16 protein-coding genes and 1 tRNA gene are annotated in these 19,237 nt (G+C 37.2%); 11 read left to right on the top strand and 6 right to left on the bottom strand.

The annotated features are described in order from the left end of the window. Nucleotides 1-42: 42 nt before the first annotated feature. Nucleotides 43-345 carry a helix-turn-helix domain-containing protein gene (locus ACNART_RS10110; RefSeq protein WP_196533856.1) on the top strand — a complete coding sequence of 101 codons (303 nt, stop codon included), beginning with the start codon at nucleotides 43-45 and terminating at the stop codon, nucleotides 343-345. Between the two features lie 923 nt (nucleotides 346-1,268). Here ACNART_RS10110 and phsC read toward each other — a convergent pair. The 4 genes from phsC to ACNART_RS10090 form a co-directional block, all read right to left on the bottom strand. After that, nucleotides 1,269-2,048, bottom strand: coding sequence for a thiosulfate reductase cytochrome B subunit (gene phsC / locus ACNART_RS10105; protein WP_109370939.1), 780 nt, complete (start codon nucleotides 2,046-2,048; stop codon nucleotides 1,269-1,271). Beyond that, entirely contained in the window at nucleotides 2,045-2,623 is a 579-nt protein-coding gene (locus tag ACNART_RS10100) for a 4Fe-4S dicluster domain-containing protein (protein WP_023581663.1), read from the bottom strand. The genes phsC and ACNART_RS10100 overlap by 4 nt, the downstream gene beginning before the upstream one ends. A 14-nt stretch (nucleotides 2,624-2,637) precedes the next feature. Further along, on the bottom strand, nucleotides 2,638-4,917 hold the full coding sequence (gene phsA / locus ACNART_RS10095) for a thiosulfate reductase PhsA (protein ID WP_198625807.1): 2,280 nt from the start codon (nucleotides 4,915-4,917) through the stop codon (nucleotides 2,638-2,640). 879 nt (nucleotides 4,918-5,796) lie between these two features. Beyond that, entirely contained in the window at nucleotides 5,797-6,600 is an 804-nt protein-coding gene (locus ACNART_RS10090) for a sulfite exporter TauE/SafE family protein (RefSeq protein ID WP_368927712.1), read from the bottom strand. Nucleotides 6,601-6,704: 104 nt separating this feature from the next. Here ACNART_RS10090 and ACNART_RS10085 point away from each other — a divergent pair, with 104 nt between their 5' ends. The 4 genes from ACNART_RS10085 (at nucleotide 6,705) to mlaA (ending at nucleotide 9,253) form a co-directional block, all read left to right on the top strand. Next, nucleotides 6,705-7,481 (top strand): AraC family transcriptional regulator, encoded by a 777-nt coding sequence (locus ACNART_RS10085; protein ID WP_109370937.1) that lies wholly within the window; start codon nucleotides 6,705-6,707, stop codon nucleotides 7,479-7,481. A 214-nt stretch (nucleotides 7,482-7,695) separates the two neighbouring features. Beyond that, nucleotides 7,696-7,770, top strand: a tRNA-Arg gene (locus ACNART_RS10080). Nucleotides 7,771-8,112: 342 nt separating this feature from the next. Beyond that, nucleotides 8,113-8,307, top strand: coding sequence for a hypothetical protein (locus ACNART_RS10075; RefSeq protein WP_368927714.1), 195 nt, complete (start codon nucleotides 8,113-8,115; stop codon nucleotides 8,305-8,307). Between the two features lie 208 nt (nucleotides 8,308-8,515). Beyond that, nucleotides 8,516-9,253, top strand: coding sequence for a phospholipid-binding lipoprotein MlaA (mlaA, locus tag ACNART_RS10070; protein ID WP_109370934.1), 738 nt, complete (start codon nucleotides 8,516-8,518; stop codon nucleotides 9,251-9,253). 78 nt (nucleotides 9,254-9,331) lie between these two features. Here the strand turns inward: mlaA and fadL are convergent, their stop codons facing one another. After that, on the bottom strand, nucleotides 9,332-10,687 hold the full coding sequence (gene fadL / locus ACNART_RS10065; protein WP_198629834.1) for a long-chain fatty acid transporter FadL: 1,356 nt from the start codon (nucleotides 10,685-10,687) through the stop codon (nucleotides 9,332-9,334). Nucleotides 10,688-11,032: 345 nt separating this feature from the next. Here fadL and ACNART_RS10060 point away from each other — a divergent pair, with 345 nt between their 5' ends. The 4 genes from ACNART_RS10060 (at nucleotide 11,033) to sixA (ending at nucleotide 15,885) form a co-directional block, all read left to right on the top strand. Further along, a complete protein-coding gene (locus ACNART_RS10060) occupies nucleotides 11,033-11,329 on the top strand; it encodes a YfcZ/YiiS family protein (protein WP_006533378.1) in 297 nt (98 codons plus the stop codon). Nucleotides 11,330-11,563: 234 nt separating this feature from the next. Beyond that, on the top strand, nucleotides 11,564-12,868 hold the full coding sequence (gene fadI, locus ACNART_RS10055; protein ID WP_109370932.1) for an acetyl-CoA C-acyltransferase FadI: 1,305 nt from the start codon (nucleotides 11,564-11,566) through the stop codon (nucleotides 12,866-12,868). Continuing rightward, on the top strand, nucleotides 12,868-15,024 hold the full coding sequence (gene fadJ, locus ACNART_RS10050; RefSeq protein WP_198619750.1) for a fatty acid oxidation complex subunit alpha FadJ: 2,157 nt from the start codon (nucleotides 12,868-12,870) through the stop codon (nucleotides 15,022-15,024). Before fadI ends, fadJ begins: the two co-directional genes overlap by 1 nt. Before the next feature lie 387 nt (nucleotides 15,025-15,411). Beyond that, the gene (sixA, locus tag ACNART_RS10045; protein WP_196533845.1) at nucleotides 15,412-15,885 is read left to right on the top strand and encodes a phosphohistidine phosphatase SixA; all 474 of its coding nucleotides are present in this window, start codon (nucleotides 15,412-15,414) and stop codon (nucleotides 15,883-15,885) included. Nucleotides 15,886-15,973: 88 nt separating this feature from the next. Here sixA and smrB read toward each other — a convergent pair whose 3' ends face one another. Beyond that, entirely contained in the window at nucleotides 15,974-16,516 is a 543-nt protein-coding gene (gene smrB / locus ACNART_RS10040) for an endonuclease SmrB (RefSeq protein WP_109370928.1), read from the bottom strand. Between the two features lie 643 nt (nucleotides 16,517-17,159). Here smrB and prmB point away from each other — a divergent pair. Beyond that, complete coding sequence (gene prmB, locus ACNART_RS10035) at nucleotides 17,160-18,029, top strand: 50S ribosomal protein L3 N(5)-glutamine methyltransferase (protein WP_232797528.1); 870 nt, start codon at nucleotides 17,160-17,162, stop codon at nucleotides 18,027-18,029. A gap of 94 nt (nucleotides 18,030-18,123) precedes the next feature. Continuing rightward, on the top strand, nucleotides 18,124-19,209 hold the full coding sequence (gene aroC / locus ACNART_RS10030; RefSeq protein WP_198625803.1) for a chorismate synthase: 1,086 nt from the start codon (nucleotides 18,124-18,126) through the stop codon (nucleotides 19,207-19,209). The last annotated feature ends 28 nt before the right edge of the window (nucleotides 19,210-19,237 follow it).

The raw sequence follows: 19,237 nt of genomic DNA, 5'->3' as shown, positions 1-19,237 counted from the left end.
TAAAATTAGATATCAATCAAAGTGAAAAGCGAGAACAATATTATGAGTAGCAAGTATCCAGTCGCTTATGCAGTTGGACAAAAAATTAAGTCATTAAGAAAATCTCAAGGTTATACTGTATTTCAGTTAGCAAAAGAGATTGATATTAGTGAACAACAGTTATTTCGTTATGAGCGTGGTGTAAACCGTATTGATATTGATTGCTTAGTTAGAGTACTTGAAGTACTAGGCGTTAATATTGGTAGCTTCTTTGAAGAAGTAACAGGTGGAATAGCTCAAGAAACTGAGCGTAATGAACAACATATTCCAGCTCATTTCGATAGCAAGGCTCTTTCTATCTTCTAATAATATTCTTAAATTAGAAAGTAACTCATTTTAGAATAACTAAATTGAGTAAGATAATTCTTATATGTAAGTGTATCTCTCTGGTTAGTTAATAATAAGAATTTTCTTAATAGATGAAATAAAGCCTCTATATGAAACCAATGCCCTTATTAGGGCATTTTACGTATATAGAGAATGAGAATTTTTAATTTTAAGAAAAAAAGAATAATTTTATTACAAATGAACTGAGAATTTCATACTTAGAGAAATATATTCTCGTATTTATTTGTATGAGAAAAAAACAGCTAATTAATACTTGTTTAGAATAAGCTTCCCATAAAATTACCTCTTATATTACCCACCATGATTTCACCTCCTGATAACATTTTTGAAGCTATTAAACGGATAACTTATGCCTTTTATACCAATAAATTTAAAAAGAATGAATTTTAATATGATAAAGACAAAATGTGTGCGTTGGAGGAAATACGTTATTAGATCAAAATTTAAGTATTTATCATTAAATGACTATCTATGGATAATAGTAGTTAATATCACATTGGGATGGACTATTGTTGCCTCTTCGCTGTGAATATGAAGAGACGGTAACAGTTAGTCTTTGAGAGGTTTAAACATTAATGTGACAGCAGGACTTAATCCATTTTCGGTATGATTTGATCCACCAGCACGATAAGCTGTTTGATAACCAATTGCTGCACTCATTTGCCAATCTTCATGATACCTATCGCAAATGCAATGTATATCATTGCATAAATATTTATATAGCGAAAGTGGGCGCCGACTATACACCGAATAACATGTAAATAAAATGATATATTTGCTAATAATAAAACTATAAAATTATTTCTGAATTAAGATCAAAAAAATGCCCGTTCAAACGGGCATTTTAGGAAATGAAACGTAACAGAAGGAATATTGAGAAATTAATGCTCTGTTTTTTCTGCTATGGAACCATGATCATCATGTTTCTGGTGACGGTGATGACCATCGATCATGCTACGGAATGTTTGAGTGAAAGTATCACCCAGTGTGCATAAGTAGAAGTGTGCACAAATAAACATTAATGCCACTATTCCTAATACTAAGTGTGCTTTTAGCATCCAATAGCCATAACCGAGGACTTCAGGATATAAACATAATAATCCAGTAACAAGTAACAGTGGCACTAAACCAAACATCACACCTAAGTAAGCGAGTTGCTGAAGTGGGTTAAATTTATCAGTTTCAGTTGCTGCGAAAGGATGTGGTTCACCTTTCATTATACCGTAAAGATAAAAGCGAGCTTGTTTGATACAACGACCAATTAATCCGCTAAATCTTACTTTGTAATGCACACCGTTACTGGTTGTTAGATTGATAAAAATAAAACCAATCCAGAACGCGATAAGTACAAAACCACAGATCTTATGTAATAGCACCATTGAAGTGACATTTCCGATAGAGAAATGCCCTAAAAATCCGCTTAATAGTAATAGGATAAACAGTAAAGCATTACCCCAGTGCCAAAAACGAATTGCTTTAGAATATAAATAAACTCGCTCTTCTTCATAATGACCAGAGTGTTTTGGTGCAAGGGCATAGCGTAGTAAGCCATGAATAACTAATACTGCTATCATAGCAACGATTAATAAACCAGCTGCCATTAACCATACAGGCCAATAATCTGGCGTATAATGGAGTTCTGCTCCCCAGATACTAGTCATGCTTTATCTCCCTGATGGATTTCTTTACGACGGAATAAACTTGGTTTTCCGACATTATCTAATTGGTATTGATAAACGGATTTTTGTTTGATCCAAGCCTGAATTTCAGGTGAGTCGATGCGACCAAAAGCAAGTGCATCTGTTGGGCATACTGATACACATGCAGGTAATTCACCCTCAGCTAATCGAGTATCAGAACAGAAGTTGCATTTGTCTGCGATATGCGTCATTGGATTGATATAACGAACATGGTAAGGACAAGCACCAACACAGTAATCACAGCCGATACACAGCTCTTTTTTCACCTGAACGATACCATTCTCATCAATAAAAGAGGCACCAGTAGGACAAACAGAAACACAAGGTGCATCCTCACAATGCTGGCAAGAAACACGGAAAAATTGGTAATGTGGGTTACCCGCTTCGTCGTCATGAGGACCTTGAATTTGGACTTGAAGTCGGCTAAATCCTTCTGGAATGTCATTGATGACTTTACACGCAACAGTACAAGCTTGGCAGCCAATACAACGTTTCTCATCATGTAACATGACAAATTGTTTATCATTATTGTTCATCGTTATTTTTTTCCTTAAGCCCGACTAATTCTGACACCTGATGTATGCACATCAGTACCTGATACAGGACTAATTTCATGAGGTAATAAGTTGCCACAGTGAACGCCTGTTGTAGTCGCTGCTGTTTTCGCACCTGCTTTTGCACCTGATCCCATATAAACAAATACGGTGTCAGGGCGAATGCCTTCAGTGATCAAAGCATGTGCTTTTTCTTTGCCTATACTGTTTTCCAGAATGATTTCATCACCATGTTTAATTCCATGATTTTTAGCTGTTTCAGGGTGTAGCCAAACTGGGTTTTCCCACATTAATTCAGCTAATAATGGTACGTATTGTGTTGCACCATTAGTATGAACGGCGACTTTACCTTGGATAAAATAAAGCTCGTCTTTTTCTTTTAATGGGAAGTTGTGGAAGCGTGGAATACCATAGTTTTCTAAACGGCTTTCTAATTCTTCAGAGTAAATTTCAATTAAGCCACTTGGTGATTTAAATGAGAGGGCTTTTTCCATCATATCATTGTCATCAACATGCTTAATCGCATCAGGATATTGTTCTACGAACGCTTTAACATAGGTAGGTTCACGTAATAGCAATGGAATACCATAAGATAAATAGCCTTTTTTATGGATTTCTTTATACAGTGCTTCATCGCCATTAACTTGATACAACTGACGAACTCCCATATTTTCCCAAGGAAAATATTGGCTTAGACCTAATTTTTTACCTAGTTCCATCCAAATTAACCAGCTTGGTTTTGTATCGCCAATAGGTTCAACAACTTGCTGGCGTAAGGCATAAGCAGGATTTAGCCCTGAAACATCAGAAATCTCTTCATCACGCTCTAAATAAGTGGTTTCAGGTAACAGATAATCTGCATAAGCAGCACTTTCACTTAAATACACATCACAGCTAACAATTAAATCTAATTTCTGTGCTGCTTTTTCCAACTCTGGACGACAACTGACCGTTTGGAATGGATTATGACGAGACATAATCCATGCTCTTGTTTGATACGGCACACCATCTAAAGTTGAATCAATAATGGACTGAACAATACCACCACCTTTATTGATGTATTTGAACTGAGGTGCTGTTGCATCAATGCGTTTTGCGGTAATTTCAGGCATACCTTTAACGCTTGGTTTCGCTAATTCAGGAGCAACATTAATGCCTGCTAATTTATTATATTTTGAAGCTGCTTTTTTCTGATACATACCGCCTTCACGTTCAATATTGCCGAGTAAGGCATTGAGGGTGAAGATCATTCTGCGCATATTGATTTCTTCTTTATTAAAGGTTGCGCGGTGACCAGGCATAATCAGTGCATGAGGTGCTTTTGCTGCTATTTCGCGTGTGATACGAACAATATCTTCAGCGGGAACATCAGAATGTGCTTGAGCCCATTCAGGTGTTGTATCTTGTAAAACGTCTTTTAATTGTGGGAAGCCAACGGTAAATTTCTCAATAAAATCTTTATCGTAAAGATCTTCTTTAATAAGAATATGGCTCATTGCCATTAAAACAGGTAAATCCCCGCCAGGGCGGATTGCGAACCACTCATCTGCTTTACTTGAAACGACAGATAAACGAGGATCAAAACTGACTAGTTTTGCACCACGCTCTTGGGCGCTCATTAGTTCGTGTGTTTCAGAGACTTCAATACCTTCATAAAGGTTATGACCGAAAGAGATAATATACTTAGAATTTGCTAAATCCATCGCAAGATCGCCACCCATCATCACTGATGCTGCAATGGCTTTACCCGCAGGGCAAGTCGATGCGTGTGTAAACGTGTTCGGTGAACCAAATGCGGCTGCCAAATGGAAAAGGTGAGAAGAGAGTGAACCTGATTTAGATGAAAAAGAGATACTTTCTGCACCATAATTTTGTTTTATGGCATTCATTTTTTCTGCAATTTCTTGATAAGCTTGTTCCCAGCTTATTACTTCCCATTCACCAGCACCTCTAGGGCCTTTGTGTTTCATGGGTTTGACAATCCGATTTGGATCATTAACTAGGCTAACGCCACTTCCACCTCTTGCACAAACTCGGCTACTTTGGTGTTCCGCATTTCTATTTCCTTGGATAAAAACGGTCTTGTTGTTAACAACCTGAGCTTCTATCGGACAACGATAAGAACACATTTCACACAGGCTAGGTGTTAATTTTGACTGACCCTTAAGAGAATCTACAGGATTAAATGCAAGTGCACCTGGTGGTAAACTACTCACGGTACAACCCACACATCCTATTCCCATCCCCTTAATAAAAGAACGACGACTAATACTCATATAACCTCCAGTTTCTTCTTATAGCTAAATATTATATACAGACAGTTAAATAAATATTTGAAGGCGTCTCCATTTTATTAATTCATAAGTGATGACTTGGTTGTAAATAATAAATAATAGAGAATAAGACGTTAATAAATGTCACTAAATAATTTAACTAAAATAGACAAAATCAAATGATAATTATTTTCTTCCATTGGATACTATTATAAAAGTTTGGAGAAGAAATAGGAGATTTTAAGGGATATAACAGTTGTAGATTGTTCTTTTAAATTCACTAGCTTATATTATCAATCTGTTTTATTAAAGTGTATTTAAAATATATGATTAATAATAATTAAAATTTGACAAAAAAGCCTATCGATATATAATTATTTATATATCGAAAATTCGTTATATTGTAATTAATTTGTTATTTAAAAATCAGAATAAATAATATTTTTTATTTTGTTTAAATCCAGTTTCTTCTTAAATTATTTTCTTTTGAAAAACAGCTAACTTATTATTTTGATGATAAATACAAATAAAAAAGAAAAATAAATTGGTGATTAATAATACAAAAAAGGCTCAGTAAAACGTGAACAAACTGATGCTAAATACGAGACAATTTATAAATTATTGTTCATTATGTTTAAATATTAATTAATGATATTAATAGTTATGGAACTGTATCGTGATTGTCAAAAAGAGATATTTTTTGTTTTATGTGTCTTAATATCATTAATGCTAAGTGAAGGTGCGTAGGAAAAAGATAAGGTGAAATGTTAAAAAATGGCGATTTTTTGAACACTCAAAACCACCATTTGCCACTATTTTATGTGTAGCCATTATTGTTTTTTTCGTTGTTTATTGCCTTTGTCTCTTCATAGAAGAAAGGATTTAAAACAGCATGACAATCAAAACAAGACTCAGTAACAGAGGATAGACTCTTGCATGCCATTTGTCGGGAATACGAGATAAAAAGCGTTCAGAGATCTTCAAGCCAACCCAAGTGCTACAAATCAGAATAAGTGCAGCTTTTAGCCAAATATAACCAATAAAACCAGATTCACTATTTAAAGGTGACGTAAAAGAGAGGGCGACATAAGTGAATGTTGCAGTGAGTGCTAAAGGTAAGGTTAATGCATTGGCGATTGCTGCTGATTGTGCCATTGGTGTTCCTCTACGGCGCAATAAAGGTACTGTCATCACACTTCCACCAACCCCTAGAAAAGTGGCAATAATACCAATTACTGTACCATTAATGCTTTCTTTTGCTTTGGTCACTTTTTTTGAGTTGTGAGTAGGAGCCATAAAACCGGGGCGAAAATAGCAGTCTAATATAGTGACAAAAAGATAACCAATAAAGATCCATTTGATCCACACACCTTCAACTGTTAAGGCGAGAAGAGCACCTAAGATCCCACCAAAAGCGATACCAATAAACAAAATGGACATGATATTCCAATCAAGCCTTTTGGCCTTATGGTGTTTAATGGTTGTGACTGTCGCAGAAAACAACATAATTAATGCAGAGGTAGCAACTGCGATTTGCATAGCATGTTCAGCAGGTAAACTGTCTATTCCCCAGAGTGTAAGAATAAGTGTATAGAGTAAGGGAACAGTGACAAAGCCACCGCCAAAGCCAAATAACCATGTTGTGATGCCTGAAATTAAACCAAAAGAAATCAGCCAGAGTGTCATTTCAAATCTCCTGTTGAGTCAGGAGATTAACAATATAGAATAAAATGATGGCTTACCCACGCGATAATGACAAGTTTATACGAATTTAGGACAATTTAAATATTATGCGTAATATCGATATCAACAGTGTGGATAACCTTCCTCGTGATATTTTAGCATTAGGCTCTGATTATCCTTATGACACATTACTTGAAGCTCACCATCATCGACGAGCTCAATTTTTATATGCCCCTAATGGGGTAATGAAAGTTAAAACAGAAGATGGTCAATGGATTGTATTACCTTACAGTGGCGTGTGGATCCCAGCAGAAAAGGTACATCAAGTGCTGATGTTGGGGAGTAGTACTTATAGTCTCTATATTGAGCCTAATAAAATTCCTCGTCACTCAGAATATTGTGAGGTTTTACAAGTTTCCCCTCTGCTTCATCAGCTATTACTTTCGGCCAATGAACTTCCTTTACTTTATGATTTAGGTGGACGAGATAGTGCATTATTGACTTTGCTTTGTCATGAATTAGCTCATGCTAAGCCATTGCCTTATTTTACACCATTACCGCAACATGCTTTATTAGATGAATTGTGTACTGAATTTATGTCACAACCTAATATTCGCACGACACCAGAAATGTGGGCTGAAAAATTAAATAAGAGCCTACGTACTTTTACCCGTCTTTTTCATAAAGAAACGGGTCTTTCTTTTCGAGACTGGCGTCAAAAAGCGTGTTTAATGTATGCGTTAACCGCTTTAAAGAGAGGTGATTCAGTTACTGAAGTTGCTTTAGAACTGGGTTATGAAAATCCGAGCGCCTTTAGTGCGATGTTTAATAAAGAGATGGGATATTCACCGAAATTGTTTTTAAAACAACTGAAAGAGTTTTAATAGAACAGACATATATAAGAACAAACCATAATCATTGATGCTGATATTTATCAGATGGTTTTTAAGCCAAATTACATTGTTCAAACAAATTACATTGTTCAAAAAAGAAACAAAAAAATTCCTTCCAATATCAGTGCGTTAAAACTTGATTAATAGAGAGTGAGGGGGGTAGAATATAGCCCGTCCATCAGTTGTACTTAATTTTATTACGTATGTTCCCTTAGTTAAATGGATATAACAAGCCCCTCCTAAGGGCTAGTTACAGGTTCGATTCCTGTAGGGAACGCCATCTATTACCCATCCTGTAAATTTAAATATTATTCCTAGAGCAGTGTTTATCAGTTCACGCTATTATCACCCTTGTTTTACTTCTTCGTTCAATCACCAATAATAAATTTAGGTTTTTATATGGACATAAAATCAATTAATGATATCCGATATCTGAAATTTTTATTTATTACTTATTTTTTCTACTAGCGGGGTGTAACTCTAGGCTAATTACTTAGTGGTGGTAATTGATTGTATTTAAGAACTCTCCTGATGAGCGTTTTTTTTATTTAAATTCCTTATCTGGCTTAAAGATAAGGAGAGGAAAATTTTCACTACTGAAGAATTGGAACAATATACCCAATTGCTAACGCAATTAATAACCAATGCAGACCAAGCTATTACTGACGAAAATCTTGAGTATTTAGTGAATTTTTATACTAAAAATGGCACGTTAGTGGTTAAAGATGATTTTCATATTTCTGGTAAGCCCTCACTAAAAAAGCATTTTTCATACCTAGCTCCAGAAGAGCTATTAGCGATAAAAGAATATAATTAAATCACACCATGTATTTGTATATTAGCCTAATAATATTGGGCTAATATTTTAAATCAGCTCGATAAGGTAATCACAAAACCCGAATTATCTTATAAGATCAAAACCTAATAAAAGTACCACTTATCATGCATTGACAGTATTATGTGTAGAGTTTATGAATATGCGAACTATGATGCTGCTCATCATAAGATAATTAGCGGAGAACATTATGAAGTATCGCCTGTGCGGTGTTGCTCTTTCAGTCGCCTTACTTTCAGGATGTGCAAGTACCCCTAATAATGGGGAGGGGCGCTCTGACCCATTAGAAGGGTTTAACCGCCAGATGTTTGATTTTAACTACTATGTTTTAGACCCCTATATCTTACGTCCAGTTGCCGTTGTTTGGCGTGATTATGTGCCACCACCAGCAAGAAATGGCTTATCTAACTTTTTAGGTAATTTAGAAGAGCCTGCAAGTATGGTAAACAGCGTATTGCGTGGTGACTTTGAAAAAGGTGCAAAACATTTTGGTCGTTTCTGGATTAATACCGTTTTTGGTATGGGCGGTTTAATAGATGTTGCTGGCATGTCTAAAGAGACGATGGAAAAAGAAGTCCCAATGCGATTTGGTAGCACATTAGGGCATTATGGTATGGATTATGGCCCTTATGTTGTTGTTCCGGGCTATGGTAGCTTTACTGTCCGTGAAGAAGGTGGTGATTGGGCTGATTTAACGTATCCTATGCTGAGCTATTTAACATTTTGGATGTCGGCGGGTAAATGGGCATTAGAAGGCATTGAAACACGAGCACAATTGCTCGACTCTGATGCAATTTTACAAAACTCGTCTGATCCTTATCTAATGATGCGTGAAGCCTATTTCCAAAGTAATGACTTCCAAGCGGGTACAGTAAAAGAAAACCCTAATGCGAAAGCCATCGAAGATGACTTAGATTCCATTGACTAACCTTTGCTGTTAGTTTTATGTATAAATAAAAAAATGGTCTTAAAAAAGACCATTTTTTGTATAAAAATACAGTGGAAATTAAAAACGGTAGTTAAAGTTCATACCGTATAACCATGCTTTACCTGATGATTCAAATTCATAAGCAGGCAATGGTAAATCTTCAGATAATTTCTCTTTGATTGTGACTTTTTTACCGTGCATATACGCTAAGCCCACATCAACAGACATATCTTTATTAAATGCGTAAGTTGTACCAGCACTTAACCAGAAGCGATCTTGGTCTGGAATGGAAATAGAACGTTTATCAGCGGGAACTGGGCTATCATCAAAGGCAATACCGGTACGGAATGTCCAGTTATCATCGTGATAATAGGTTGTACCTAAAGCCACACGCCATGCATCACGGAAGCCTTCTTCTTTCTTAAACAGTTGTTGACCATCGCTCTTACGTGTTGCTCTTAACTCTTCAAACGCACTCCAACTGGTGTAAGCGAAGTTATAGTGAACAGCCCATTTTGGTGCAACACGGTGATAGGCCGCAAATTCCCAAATTTCAGGTAGGTTAAGATCCAGCTTACCTTTAATGGTTTCTCCGTTAGTGCCGACAATTCCCATTCCTTCGAGTTGTGGAATAGAGCGCAAATCACTTTGATATTCACCGTCTTTAAATTTCACTTTTACTTTAGAGCGATAAGTGAAGCTAATGCGGTTACCTTCATCAAATTCGTATAATAGACCTGCGTTCCAGCCAAAGCCCCATGCATCACCTTTTAACTGAGCAAAGCGATCGCTAGGAGATAAGCTTGATAAATAACCACCTAATTGTTCCATGCCAGGCTTTTGAGATAATGCGCCACCTAACACTTTACCCGCTTCACCAACATGACGAGTAATTTCCGCATCAGCGTAAAGAGCATTTAACCCTAAACCTACACTAAATTGGTTATTTACACGGTAACCTGCACTTAAGTTTAAGTTCATGGTTTTCAGATCAGTTTTACCGCCGATAAGTCCTGCAGGATAATCGTTAGGGAAATCTGTCGCTAAACCAAAGTTTGTTGTACCTGATGCGCCAATGGCCCATTTATCATTGATGGGTGCTACAAAGTGGATATTAGGTACTAATGCACTTGGTGCGATATCTTTTGCAGTGGTATCAGTACCTGTAAGAGGTGATTTACCTTTAACATCAACGCCTGGGTTAATGAGAATAGCACCGACAGAAAATTCGGGGCGATCAAACATAGTCAGTGCAGCTGGGTTTCGGCTACCTACGCTTGCGTCATCGGCAATAACGCCTTCCCCTGAAAATGCACGCCCTAGTGCTGAAGTTGAATATTCATTTAACTGAAAACCGGCAGCGCCTGCTTGAGAGGAGATTGCTCCTACAATGGCAGCTAGTGCTGTGCGAGTAAACAGGTTTTTACGGTTCATGACCTAAACCCTCATAATTTTTTTAAGTTAGTAACTTCTGATTAGAAGCGCTGGATTTTAGGTGCGGTTGTCGTTATGACAAATCAGACCAGTTGATTAAGTATAAAGTTGATCACCCTAAATGTTGCAAGTATGTTTTACAAATATTTCCATTTTGATTCAATAATTGGGATTTGGTTAACATATTTTTCACAAAATATCCCAATAAAGATGTTTTTGATTGTTAAATAAACAGAAAAATCAATTATTTTTGTAAAATTGTAATAAAATTTGAGCTAAAGCAGTTTATTTTATTTTTTTATGATTATGATAGATAATTAACATTTCTTTCGTTGGGAGACTAAAATGGCAGACGCAATTAATCGTTGTAGTGCAGAAGAAACCGCTGCTTGCTGTTGTGTAGATGTGGGTACTATTATTGACAATAAGAATTGCACAGCGTCATATCAGCATGTCTTCGCTGATAAAGTACAGGCGCAAGCAATGTTAGATCAACTTAGTGCAAAAGCACAATCTATCGCTTCAGAGCCTTGCAAAATTAATCAACAATTTGCTGATGTTGATGGTGGTGTTCAACTAACCGCTGATTTTACATTCTCTTGTGAAGCAGAAAACCTAATTTTCCAGCTGGGATTACGTTAATCCTCTGAAATTAATAGATTTAAGGCTGTTGAAATTCAACAGCCTTTTTTATCTCTCTCGATCACACCATTATCTTTTCTATCATTATTGTTAAGTTTCAGACATTTCATCGAAATATTGAGCGCTAACTCCCACTTCTCGTAAAATGACGTTTCTGAAAAGTGAAATTTTTGTTAACACTATTATCAGGTCAGACCTCTTTGGTGTTAGGAAATCATTTTGTCAGGAGCCGTTATGAAGTCATCAACGAACAGTGCTATGAAAGATCGCATCGCCATTGTCAGCGGGCTACGTTTACCTTTTGCTAAACAAGCGACTGCGTATCGAGGAATACCTGCGGTTGAATTAGGGCGTTCAGTGGTTCAAGAATTAGTGACTCGCAATGAAATTCCTCCCGAAATTATTGATCAACTTGTTTTCGGACAAGTGGTTCAAATGCCAGAAGCACCTAATATTGCTAGAGAAATAGTGCTCGGTGCAGGATTAAGTGTAAAAACTGATGCTTATAGTGTAACAAGAGCATGTGCAACAAGCTTTCAGGCGATTGCTAATGTTGCTGAAAGTATGATGGCAGGACATGTCTCTGTCGGTATTGCTGGTGGCGCAGATTCGTCTTCAGTTTTGCCTATTGGTGTTAGTAAAAAGCTTGCAGATGTTTTATTAAGTCTTAATAAGGCTAAATCATTAGGTCAACGATTAAGTTATTTAAGCCAATTACGATTTCGAGATTTGCTCCCTGTAGCGCCTGCCGTTGCTGAGTATTCAACAGGATTACGCATGGGAGACACCGCAGAGCAAATGGCAAAGACTTATCATATTTCTAGAGTTGCTCAAGATGAATTAGCACATCGTTCCCATCAATTAGCAACTAAAGCATGGGAGATGGGAAAACTAAATGATGAAGTGATGACCGCTTTTTTTCCGCCTTACAAAGAAGGTTTCCATCAAGATAATAATATCCGTAAAAACTCTGTTCTTGATTCTTACGCCAAACTAAAACCGGCATTTGATCGTCGACATGGTAGTGTCACCGCCGCAAACAGTACGCCATTAACGGATGGCGCAGCCGCGGTATTAATGATGAAAGAATCTGTTGCTAAAAGTCTTGGTTATCAACCTTTAGGTTATTTACGCAGTTATGCTTTTACAGCGACAGATGTCTGGAAAGATATGCTATTGGGGCCATCATATGCCACACCACTTGCGCTTTCTCGCGCAGGTCTTGCATTGAGTGATCTAACGTTAATTGATATGCATGAAGCTTTTGCCGCACAAACACTCAGTAATTTGACGCTGTTTGCCAGTGAACGGTTTGCTAAAGAGCAACTAGGATTATCCAAGGCGATTGGAGAAGTGGATATGGATAAATTTAATGTACTAGGCGGTTCTATTGCTTATGGACATCCCTTTGCTGCGACTGGCGCAAGAATGGTCACACAGACACTACATGAGCTTAAACGTCGAGGTGGAGGTTTTGGGTTAACCACTGCTTGTGCTGCGGGTGGATTGGGTGCAGCGATGATTTTGGAGGTGGAATAATGGAACAACAAACAACACTAGAAAAATCATCTGTTTTTCAGTTCTCAGTTCGTAATGACAAAGTGGGTGTTATCAGCATCGATGTTGTTGGTGAAAAAGTAAACACGCTAAAAGCAGAGTTTGTGCAGCAATTTCAAGATGTTTTAAGGCAAGCTCAGCAACATTCTGGTGTAAAAGGATTAATTATCACCTCAGGTAAAACAGACAGTTTTATTGCGGGTGCGGATATCTCCATGATTGCGGGTTGTAAAACTAAAGAAGAGGCGAGTGCATTAGCAAAAGCAGGACAGGATCTTTTTACTCAACTTGAAAACTACCCATTGCCAGTTGTGGCCGCTATTAATGGCGCATGCCTTGGCGGAGGGCTTGAATTGGCCTTAGCCTGTCATGGGAGAATTTGTTCTGATAATAGCAAAACGCGTTTAGGGCTTCCTGAAGTGCAACTTGGATTGCTGCCTGGCTCCGGTGGTACTCAACGCTTACCACGTCTTATTGGTGTGACATCTGCGTTAGATATGATCTTAACGGGGAGACAAGTTAATGCGAAGAGAGCCTTAAAATTAGGTCTTGTAAATGATGTTGTCTCACAAGATATTCTATTAGAAGTTGCTGCTAAATGGATTTTATTGGGTAAAAAAGAACAGAAAAAACATTCAGTGATGGATCGTTTTTGGGCCAATACAACGTTAGGTAGAAATATTCTTTTTGGGCAAGCGAAAAAACGTACATTGGCAAAGACAAAAGGCCACTATCCAGCAGCAGAGCGTATTCTTCATGTTATAGAACGTGGTCTTGAAAAAGATATTCAAGCAGGGTTTAAAGAAGAGGCAAATGCGTTTGGTGAACTTGCTATGACGCCAGTTTCATCTGCATTAAGACATCTCTTTTTTGCTTCTACGGCACTTAAGAATGAGACAGGATCATCCGAAAAACCAGATAATTTGCATCATATCGGTATTTTAGGTGGTGGATTAATGGGTGGTGGTATTGCCTTTGTCACGGCGACAAAAGGTAATTTACCAGCAAGAATTAAAGATATCAGTGATAAGGGAATTGCTCAGGCACTTAATTATAGTTGGAAAGCGCTTTCAGCCAAAGTGAGTAAAAAAAGATTATCTGCACGTGAACGTCAGCGCCAAATGGGGCTGCTCTCGGGCTCCTTGGATTACAGCGGTTTCCATCAATCAAATATTATTGTTGAAGCTGTTTTTGAAGATCTTGCTTTAAAACAGAAGATGGTCGCAGATATTGAAGGCGTGGGGAAAGGTAAAATTATTTTTGCTTCAAATACCTCTTCGCTTCCTATTCATAAAATTGCAGAAACAGCAAAATACCCAGAAAAAGTGATCGGGCTTCACTATTTTAGTCCAGTAGAAAAAATGCCTTTGGTTGAAGTTATTCCACATGAAAATACGGATGAAAAAACGATTGCTACAACGGTAGCTTTTGCTAAAAAACAGGGCAAAGTTGCAATAGTTGTTGGTGATAAACCTGGATTCTACGTCAACCGTATCCTTGCTCCTTATATCAGCGAAGCATTGACATGCTTAGTACAGGGGGAGCCTATTGAGAATATTGATAAAGCACTTGTCCAGTTTGGTTTCCCTGTAGGACCTATTCAGTTATTGGATGAAGTGGGTATTGATATTGGCACAAAAATAACACCAATATTAGTGAATGCATTTGGTGAAAGATTTGCCTCTCCTCCTGCTGTGGATGCCATTATTGCTGATGATAGAAAAGGTCGTAAAAATGGACGAGGTTTTTATCTTTATGCAAAACATGCATTACCTTTCTCATTCAGTAAAAATAAAAAACAACCTGATCCAGCCATATATCGACTATTACAAATTAAGCCTAAAAACCAATTGTCTTCCTCTGAAATTACGGAACGCTGTTTATTATTAATGTTAAATGAAGCGGTTCGTTGTTTAGATGAGAATATTATAAAGCAACCACGAGATGGTGATATTGGTGCTGTATTTGGTATCGGTTTTCCTCCTTTTTTTGGTGGCCCATTCCGTTATATGGACAGTATGGGAACAACAAAGGTGGAAGAAAAACTTAACCAACTTGCCGATAAATATGGAGAAAAATATCGCCCTTGTGAGCGTTTAGTGGAAATGGCTAAACGAAATGAACGTTTTTACGATTAATATCATCTCTTTACCATTGCTTTTTCCTTTTGTGACATTTGTTTTGATTGAGGCGCTTAGGCGCCTTTTTTCTTGTACTCTTTGCGTCAGATTAATAATTGGTGAATTTTTAATGGAAAAAGAGGTCGAAAGTGTTAATTATAGCCAGATATGGCAAAATAGTTATTTGAAAATAAATTTAAAAACAAAGCTTTTTAAAATAAAATTCTGAAAATGATGTTAATTTGTAAACCAAGGGCATGACCTTAAAAAGATTAATAATGCTATTGCAATTAGGGTATTAACGATTTTATATGGGAACATATTGATTTAAAATGAATTAAATTAAGTATCTTACAAGTGTAAATACCAGTAATTACAAAAATAAAATAGGTTTAATAATTTACTATGCAAATTTTTATTATGCGCCACGGAGAAGCGGCTCTTGATGCTGCTAGCGATGCACTAAGACCACTGACTGAACGTGGGAAAAGTGAATCAATAAAAATGGCTGAATGGATGACAACGCAGGGACATACAATCGATTATGTTTTAGTTAGTCCTTATTTACGTGCTCAACAGACATTGGATGCCGTAAAAGCAGATTTAGCGCTACCTAGTAAAATAGAAATAGATGATGGGCTTATCCCCGGTGGTAATCCTTCACATGTTGCACATTACTTACGTGCCTTGGGAGATACAGGATATAAAAATATTCTTGTTATTTCTCACTTACCTTTAGTTGGCTATGTTGTCGCTGAACTCTGCCCAGCTGTGTGTGCTCCTATGTTTTCAACATCAACCATTGCTTGTGTTGATTTTGACTTATCAAAAGGAGCAGGGGAGTTGCTATGGCAAGTGTCACCCTCAACATTGAAATGAAATTTAAATCAATTATCTAAGAAAGTAATTAACACCTTATTTCACCTGATAGGTGATTTAAGGGTTAATGCGATAGAATTTTTGGGGTTTAGCGGCGAGCGATATCGTCGTTTTCCACTAAGACTAATAATGCAGCATCGCCTCCCCATTCTTTTGGGGCTTGATGAAAAGCGATTACATCAGGGTGTTGTGCTAACCAAAGTGGCGTTTGTTGTTTTAAAATATGTTTGCCATGACCATGCATAATACAGGCACAATAAACATGCTCTCGTCTACATGCCGCAATTAATGCGCCAATCTCTTGTTTTGCAATTAGTTGTGTTAATCCATGCAAATCTAGAAAAAACTCAGGTACATAATCACCACGACGTAGTTTTTTTAATTCATAAGCATTAGCGCCTTCTCTTAAATAGCGCATGGGGCCTTCTGTGGCTAAGTTAGGTTGAAATTCATCTGAAAAATAATAAGAGGCGTCAACTTGCTCTTGTTGTAAACGTTCAACAGCGTAGTGTGTCACTTTTTTACGTTTTGGTGAATGAAGTATTTTATCTTGAGCTAATTTCTTAGTGCCTTTTATCATCTCCTGAAATAACTCAATTTCAGAAGGTGGCAATGAAAATTTTTTATTCATTTTTTACGATTCTTCATAGTGTTACTGTCTTTATCAGGCAATAGTACATGAAATAGTGTTAGAGATAAAAAATATAGACTATAAATTTAGCATAAAAAAAGGCAGGGAATTTACCCTGCCGAAATAGTCACATAGTTAGCAAATATAGGCTGGTTAACAAGTTGCTCTACTCATGATATCTGTGGAACATAAAACGTTGTTATATCTTCAGGTTGCGATAAAAAACGATAAATTGATATCAAAAATAGTCTTTAAAATTAGCTATTTGCTTTAAAATGACTGCATATCGAATGAAAAAAATCTATAGGCGCATTTAGTACACAGTTAATTCTTTCATGTTTTAAGTATGGTTCAATTTCATTAACTTGCTAATAAAAGTTAAATTAAAAGTATAAAACACTAATTTTTATTTATGGGTAGATCGTAAATTTTGCTTTTAATTAGCTGATTGAAGTTTAAAACCATAGTAAGTGTGTGGTTATGGTAAAGAGAATAATAATGTAGTGATGTTTTTTTATGGTTTCCCGCTGATTTATCGCCATCTTCATGGCAAACTACAGACTTTCTATTTCTTCAGAGGACAACAGTTTTGGATATAACACTAAAAGAGGAAGCGGTTGCTGATCTAAGCACTATCCTAGATATGTTACGTTGGGCTATGAGTCAGTTTAATTCATCTGATATTTATTATGGTCATGGCACAGATAACGCGTGGGATGAAGCATTACAGCTTGTATTACCAACCATTGCACTTCCTTTAGATATTCCAGATGCACTGTTATCAACCAAGTTAACAACTTCTGAAAAGATGGAAATCATTACGCTTATCGAAAGCCGAATTGAGCAAAAAATTCCAGTCCCTTATTTAACTCATAGCGCTTGGTTCTGCGGTCACGAATTTTATGTTGATGAACGTGTGCTTATCCCTCGCTCTCCTATTGGTGAATTAATCAATAACCATTTTGATGGTTTAATTCAGCAAGAGCCAACACGCATTCTCGACTTATGTACGGGAAGTGGCTGTATTGCGATTGCTTGTGCTCATGAGTTTGAAGATGCTGAAGTCGATGCGGTTGATATTTCTGAAGATGCTCTGGAAGTGGCTGAATTTAACATTGAAAATCATGGTTTAGTGCATCGTGTTTATCCAATGCAATCAGATCTATTTAACGCTATTGTTCCAACGCCTTACGATATTATTGTGACAAATCCTCCGTATGTCGACGTCGAAGATATGGGGGATTTACCTGATGAATACCAAGTAGAACCTGAATTAGCATTAGCTTCGGGTATTGATGGTCTAGATATTACGAGACAAATCCTACTAAAAGCCCCTGAATATCTGAGTGAAAAAGGTATTTTAGTCTGTGAAGTGGGTAATAGTATGGTTCATCTTATTGAGCAATTCCCAGAAGTTCCATTTACATGGCTTGAGTTTGAAAATGGTGGACTTGGTGTTTTCATGTTGACCCGTGAACAACTTGTTGAACACTCACACTGTTTTATCCAATGATAAACGTTGATGTAACAGCAATGAGACGGTAGATTGTTACTTATTGCAAATAACATATTGATAACATCACACAGTAAAAGATAGGAATAAAGGGATGGCAGGAAACAGTATCGGACAATTATTCAGAGTCACGACTTTTGGTGAGTCTCATGGTATTGCATTAGGTTGCATTGTTGATGGTGTACCTCCTGGATTGCCTTTAACAGAAGCTGACTTACAAGTTGATTTAGATAGACGTAGACCCGGAACATCACGTTATACCACTCAGCGCCGTGAACCTGACCAAGTGCGCATTTTATCAGGTGTATTTAATGGTGTTACAACAGGAACAAGCATTGGTTTACTGATTGAAAACACTGATCAACGTTCTCAAGATTACAGTGAAATCAAAGATGTTTTTCGTCCTGGTCATGCTGATTATACCTACGAGCAAAAATATGGTTTGCGTGATTATCGTGGCGGTGGGCGCTCTTCTGCACGAGAAACCGCAATGCGTGTTGCTGCTGGTGCAATCGCAAAAAAATACCTAAAAGAGAAAATGGGTATTGAAGTAAAAGGCTATCTTTCTCAACTAGGCCCAATTACTTGTGATCTTGTTGATTGGTCTATCGTTGAAACTAACCCGTTTTTCTGCCCAGATCCTTCTCGTTTAGAAGCACTTGATGAATATATGCGTGCGCTTAAAAAAGAAGGTAACTCGATTGGTGCAAAAGTGACTGTGGTTGCAGAGGGGGTGCCAGCAGGATTTGGGGAGCCAGTTTTTGACAGACTAGATGCAGACTTAGCACACGCATTAATGAGTATCAATGCTGTTAAAGGAATTGAAATTGGTGATGGTTTCGGTGTTGTGACATTAAAAGGCACTGAAAATAGAGATGAAATCACTAAGAGTGGTTTCACTAGCAACCATGCAGGTGGCATTTTAGGTGGAATTAGCAGTGGTCAGCCAATTGTTGCTCATATCGCTTTAAAACCAACATCTAGCATTACTATTGCTGGTAAAACGATAAATCGTGATGGCGAAGAAGTCGATATGATAACCAAAGGTCGTCATGATCCTTGTGTGGGAATACGCGCTATTCCGATTGCAGAGGCAATGATGGCAATTGTGTTGCTCGATCATGCATTGCGCCAACGTGGTCAATGTGGTGACGTTGTACCTCCATTAATGCAATGGTAATCATTCTACGTCAATAACGTAGTCGATA

This window comes from Proteus sp. LHD240705, from assembly GCF_047921555.1.
Lineage (GTDB): Bacteria > Pseudomonadota > Gammaproteobacteria > Enterobacterales > Enterobacteriaceae > Proteus.
The sequence above is the reverse complement of the archived record's forward strand: the minus strand, read 5'-3'. Positions and strand labels throughout refer to the sequence as shown.

Coding starts and splice junctions, on each gene's coding strand:
- ACNART_RS10110 (WP_196533856.1), top strand. CDS start 43: ATGAGTAGCAAGTATCCAGTCGCTTATGCAGTTGGACAAAAAATTAAG.
- phsC (WP_109370939.1), bottom strand. CDS start 2,048: ATGACTAGTATCTGGGGAGCAGAACTCCATTATACGCCAGATTATTGG.
- ACNART_RS10100 (WP_023581663.1), bottom strand. CDS start 2,623: ATGAACAATAATGATAAACAATTTGTCATGTTACATGATGAGAAACGT.
- phsA (WP_198625807.1), bottom strand. CDS start 4,917: ATGAGTATTAGTCGTCGTTCTTTTATTAAGGGGATGGGAATAGGATGT.
- ACNART_RS10090 (WP_368927712.1), bottom strand. CDS start 6,600: ATGACACTCTGGCTGATTTCTTTTGGTTTAATTTCAGGCATCACAACA.
- ACNART_RS10085 (WP_109370937.1), top strand. CDS start 6,705: ATGCGTAATATCGATATCAACAGTGTGGATAACCTTCCTCGTGATATT.
- mlaA (WP_109370934.1), top strand. CDS start 8,516: ATGAAGTATCGCCTGTGCGGTGTTGCTCTTTCAGTCGCCTTACTTTCA.
- fadL (WP_198629834.1), bottom strand. CDS start 10,687: ATGAACCGTAAAAACCTGTTTACTCGCACAGCACTAGCTGCCATTGTA.
- ACNART_RS10060 (WP_006533378.1), top strand. CDS start 11,033: ATGGCAGACGCAATTAATCGTTGTAGTGCAGAAGAAACCGCTGCTTGC.
- fadI (WP_109370932.1), top strand. CDS start 11,564: ATGAAGTCATCAACGAACAGTGCTATGAAAGATCGCATCGCCATTGTC.
- fadJ (WP_198619750.1), top strand. CDS start 12,868: ATGGAACAACAAACAACACTAGAAAAATCATCTGTTTTTCAGTTCTCA.
- sixA (WP_196533845.1), top strand. CDS start 15,412: ATGCAAATTTTTATTATGCGCCACGGAGAAGCGGCTCTTGATGCTGCT.
- smrB (WP_109370928.1), bottom strand. CDS start 16,516: ATGAATAAAAAATTTTCATTGCCACCTTCTGAAATTGAGTTATTTCAG.
- prmB (WP_232797528.1), top strand. CDS start 17,160: ATGTTACGTTGGGCTATGAGTCAGTTTAATTCATCTGATATTTATTAT.
- aroC (WP_198625803.1), top strand. CDS start 18,124: ATGGCAGGAAACAGTATCGGACAATTATTCAGAGTCACGACTTTTGGT.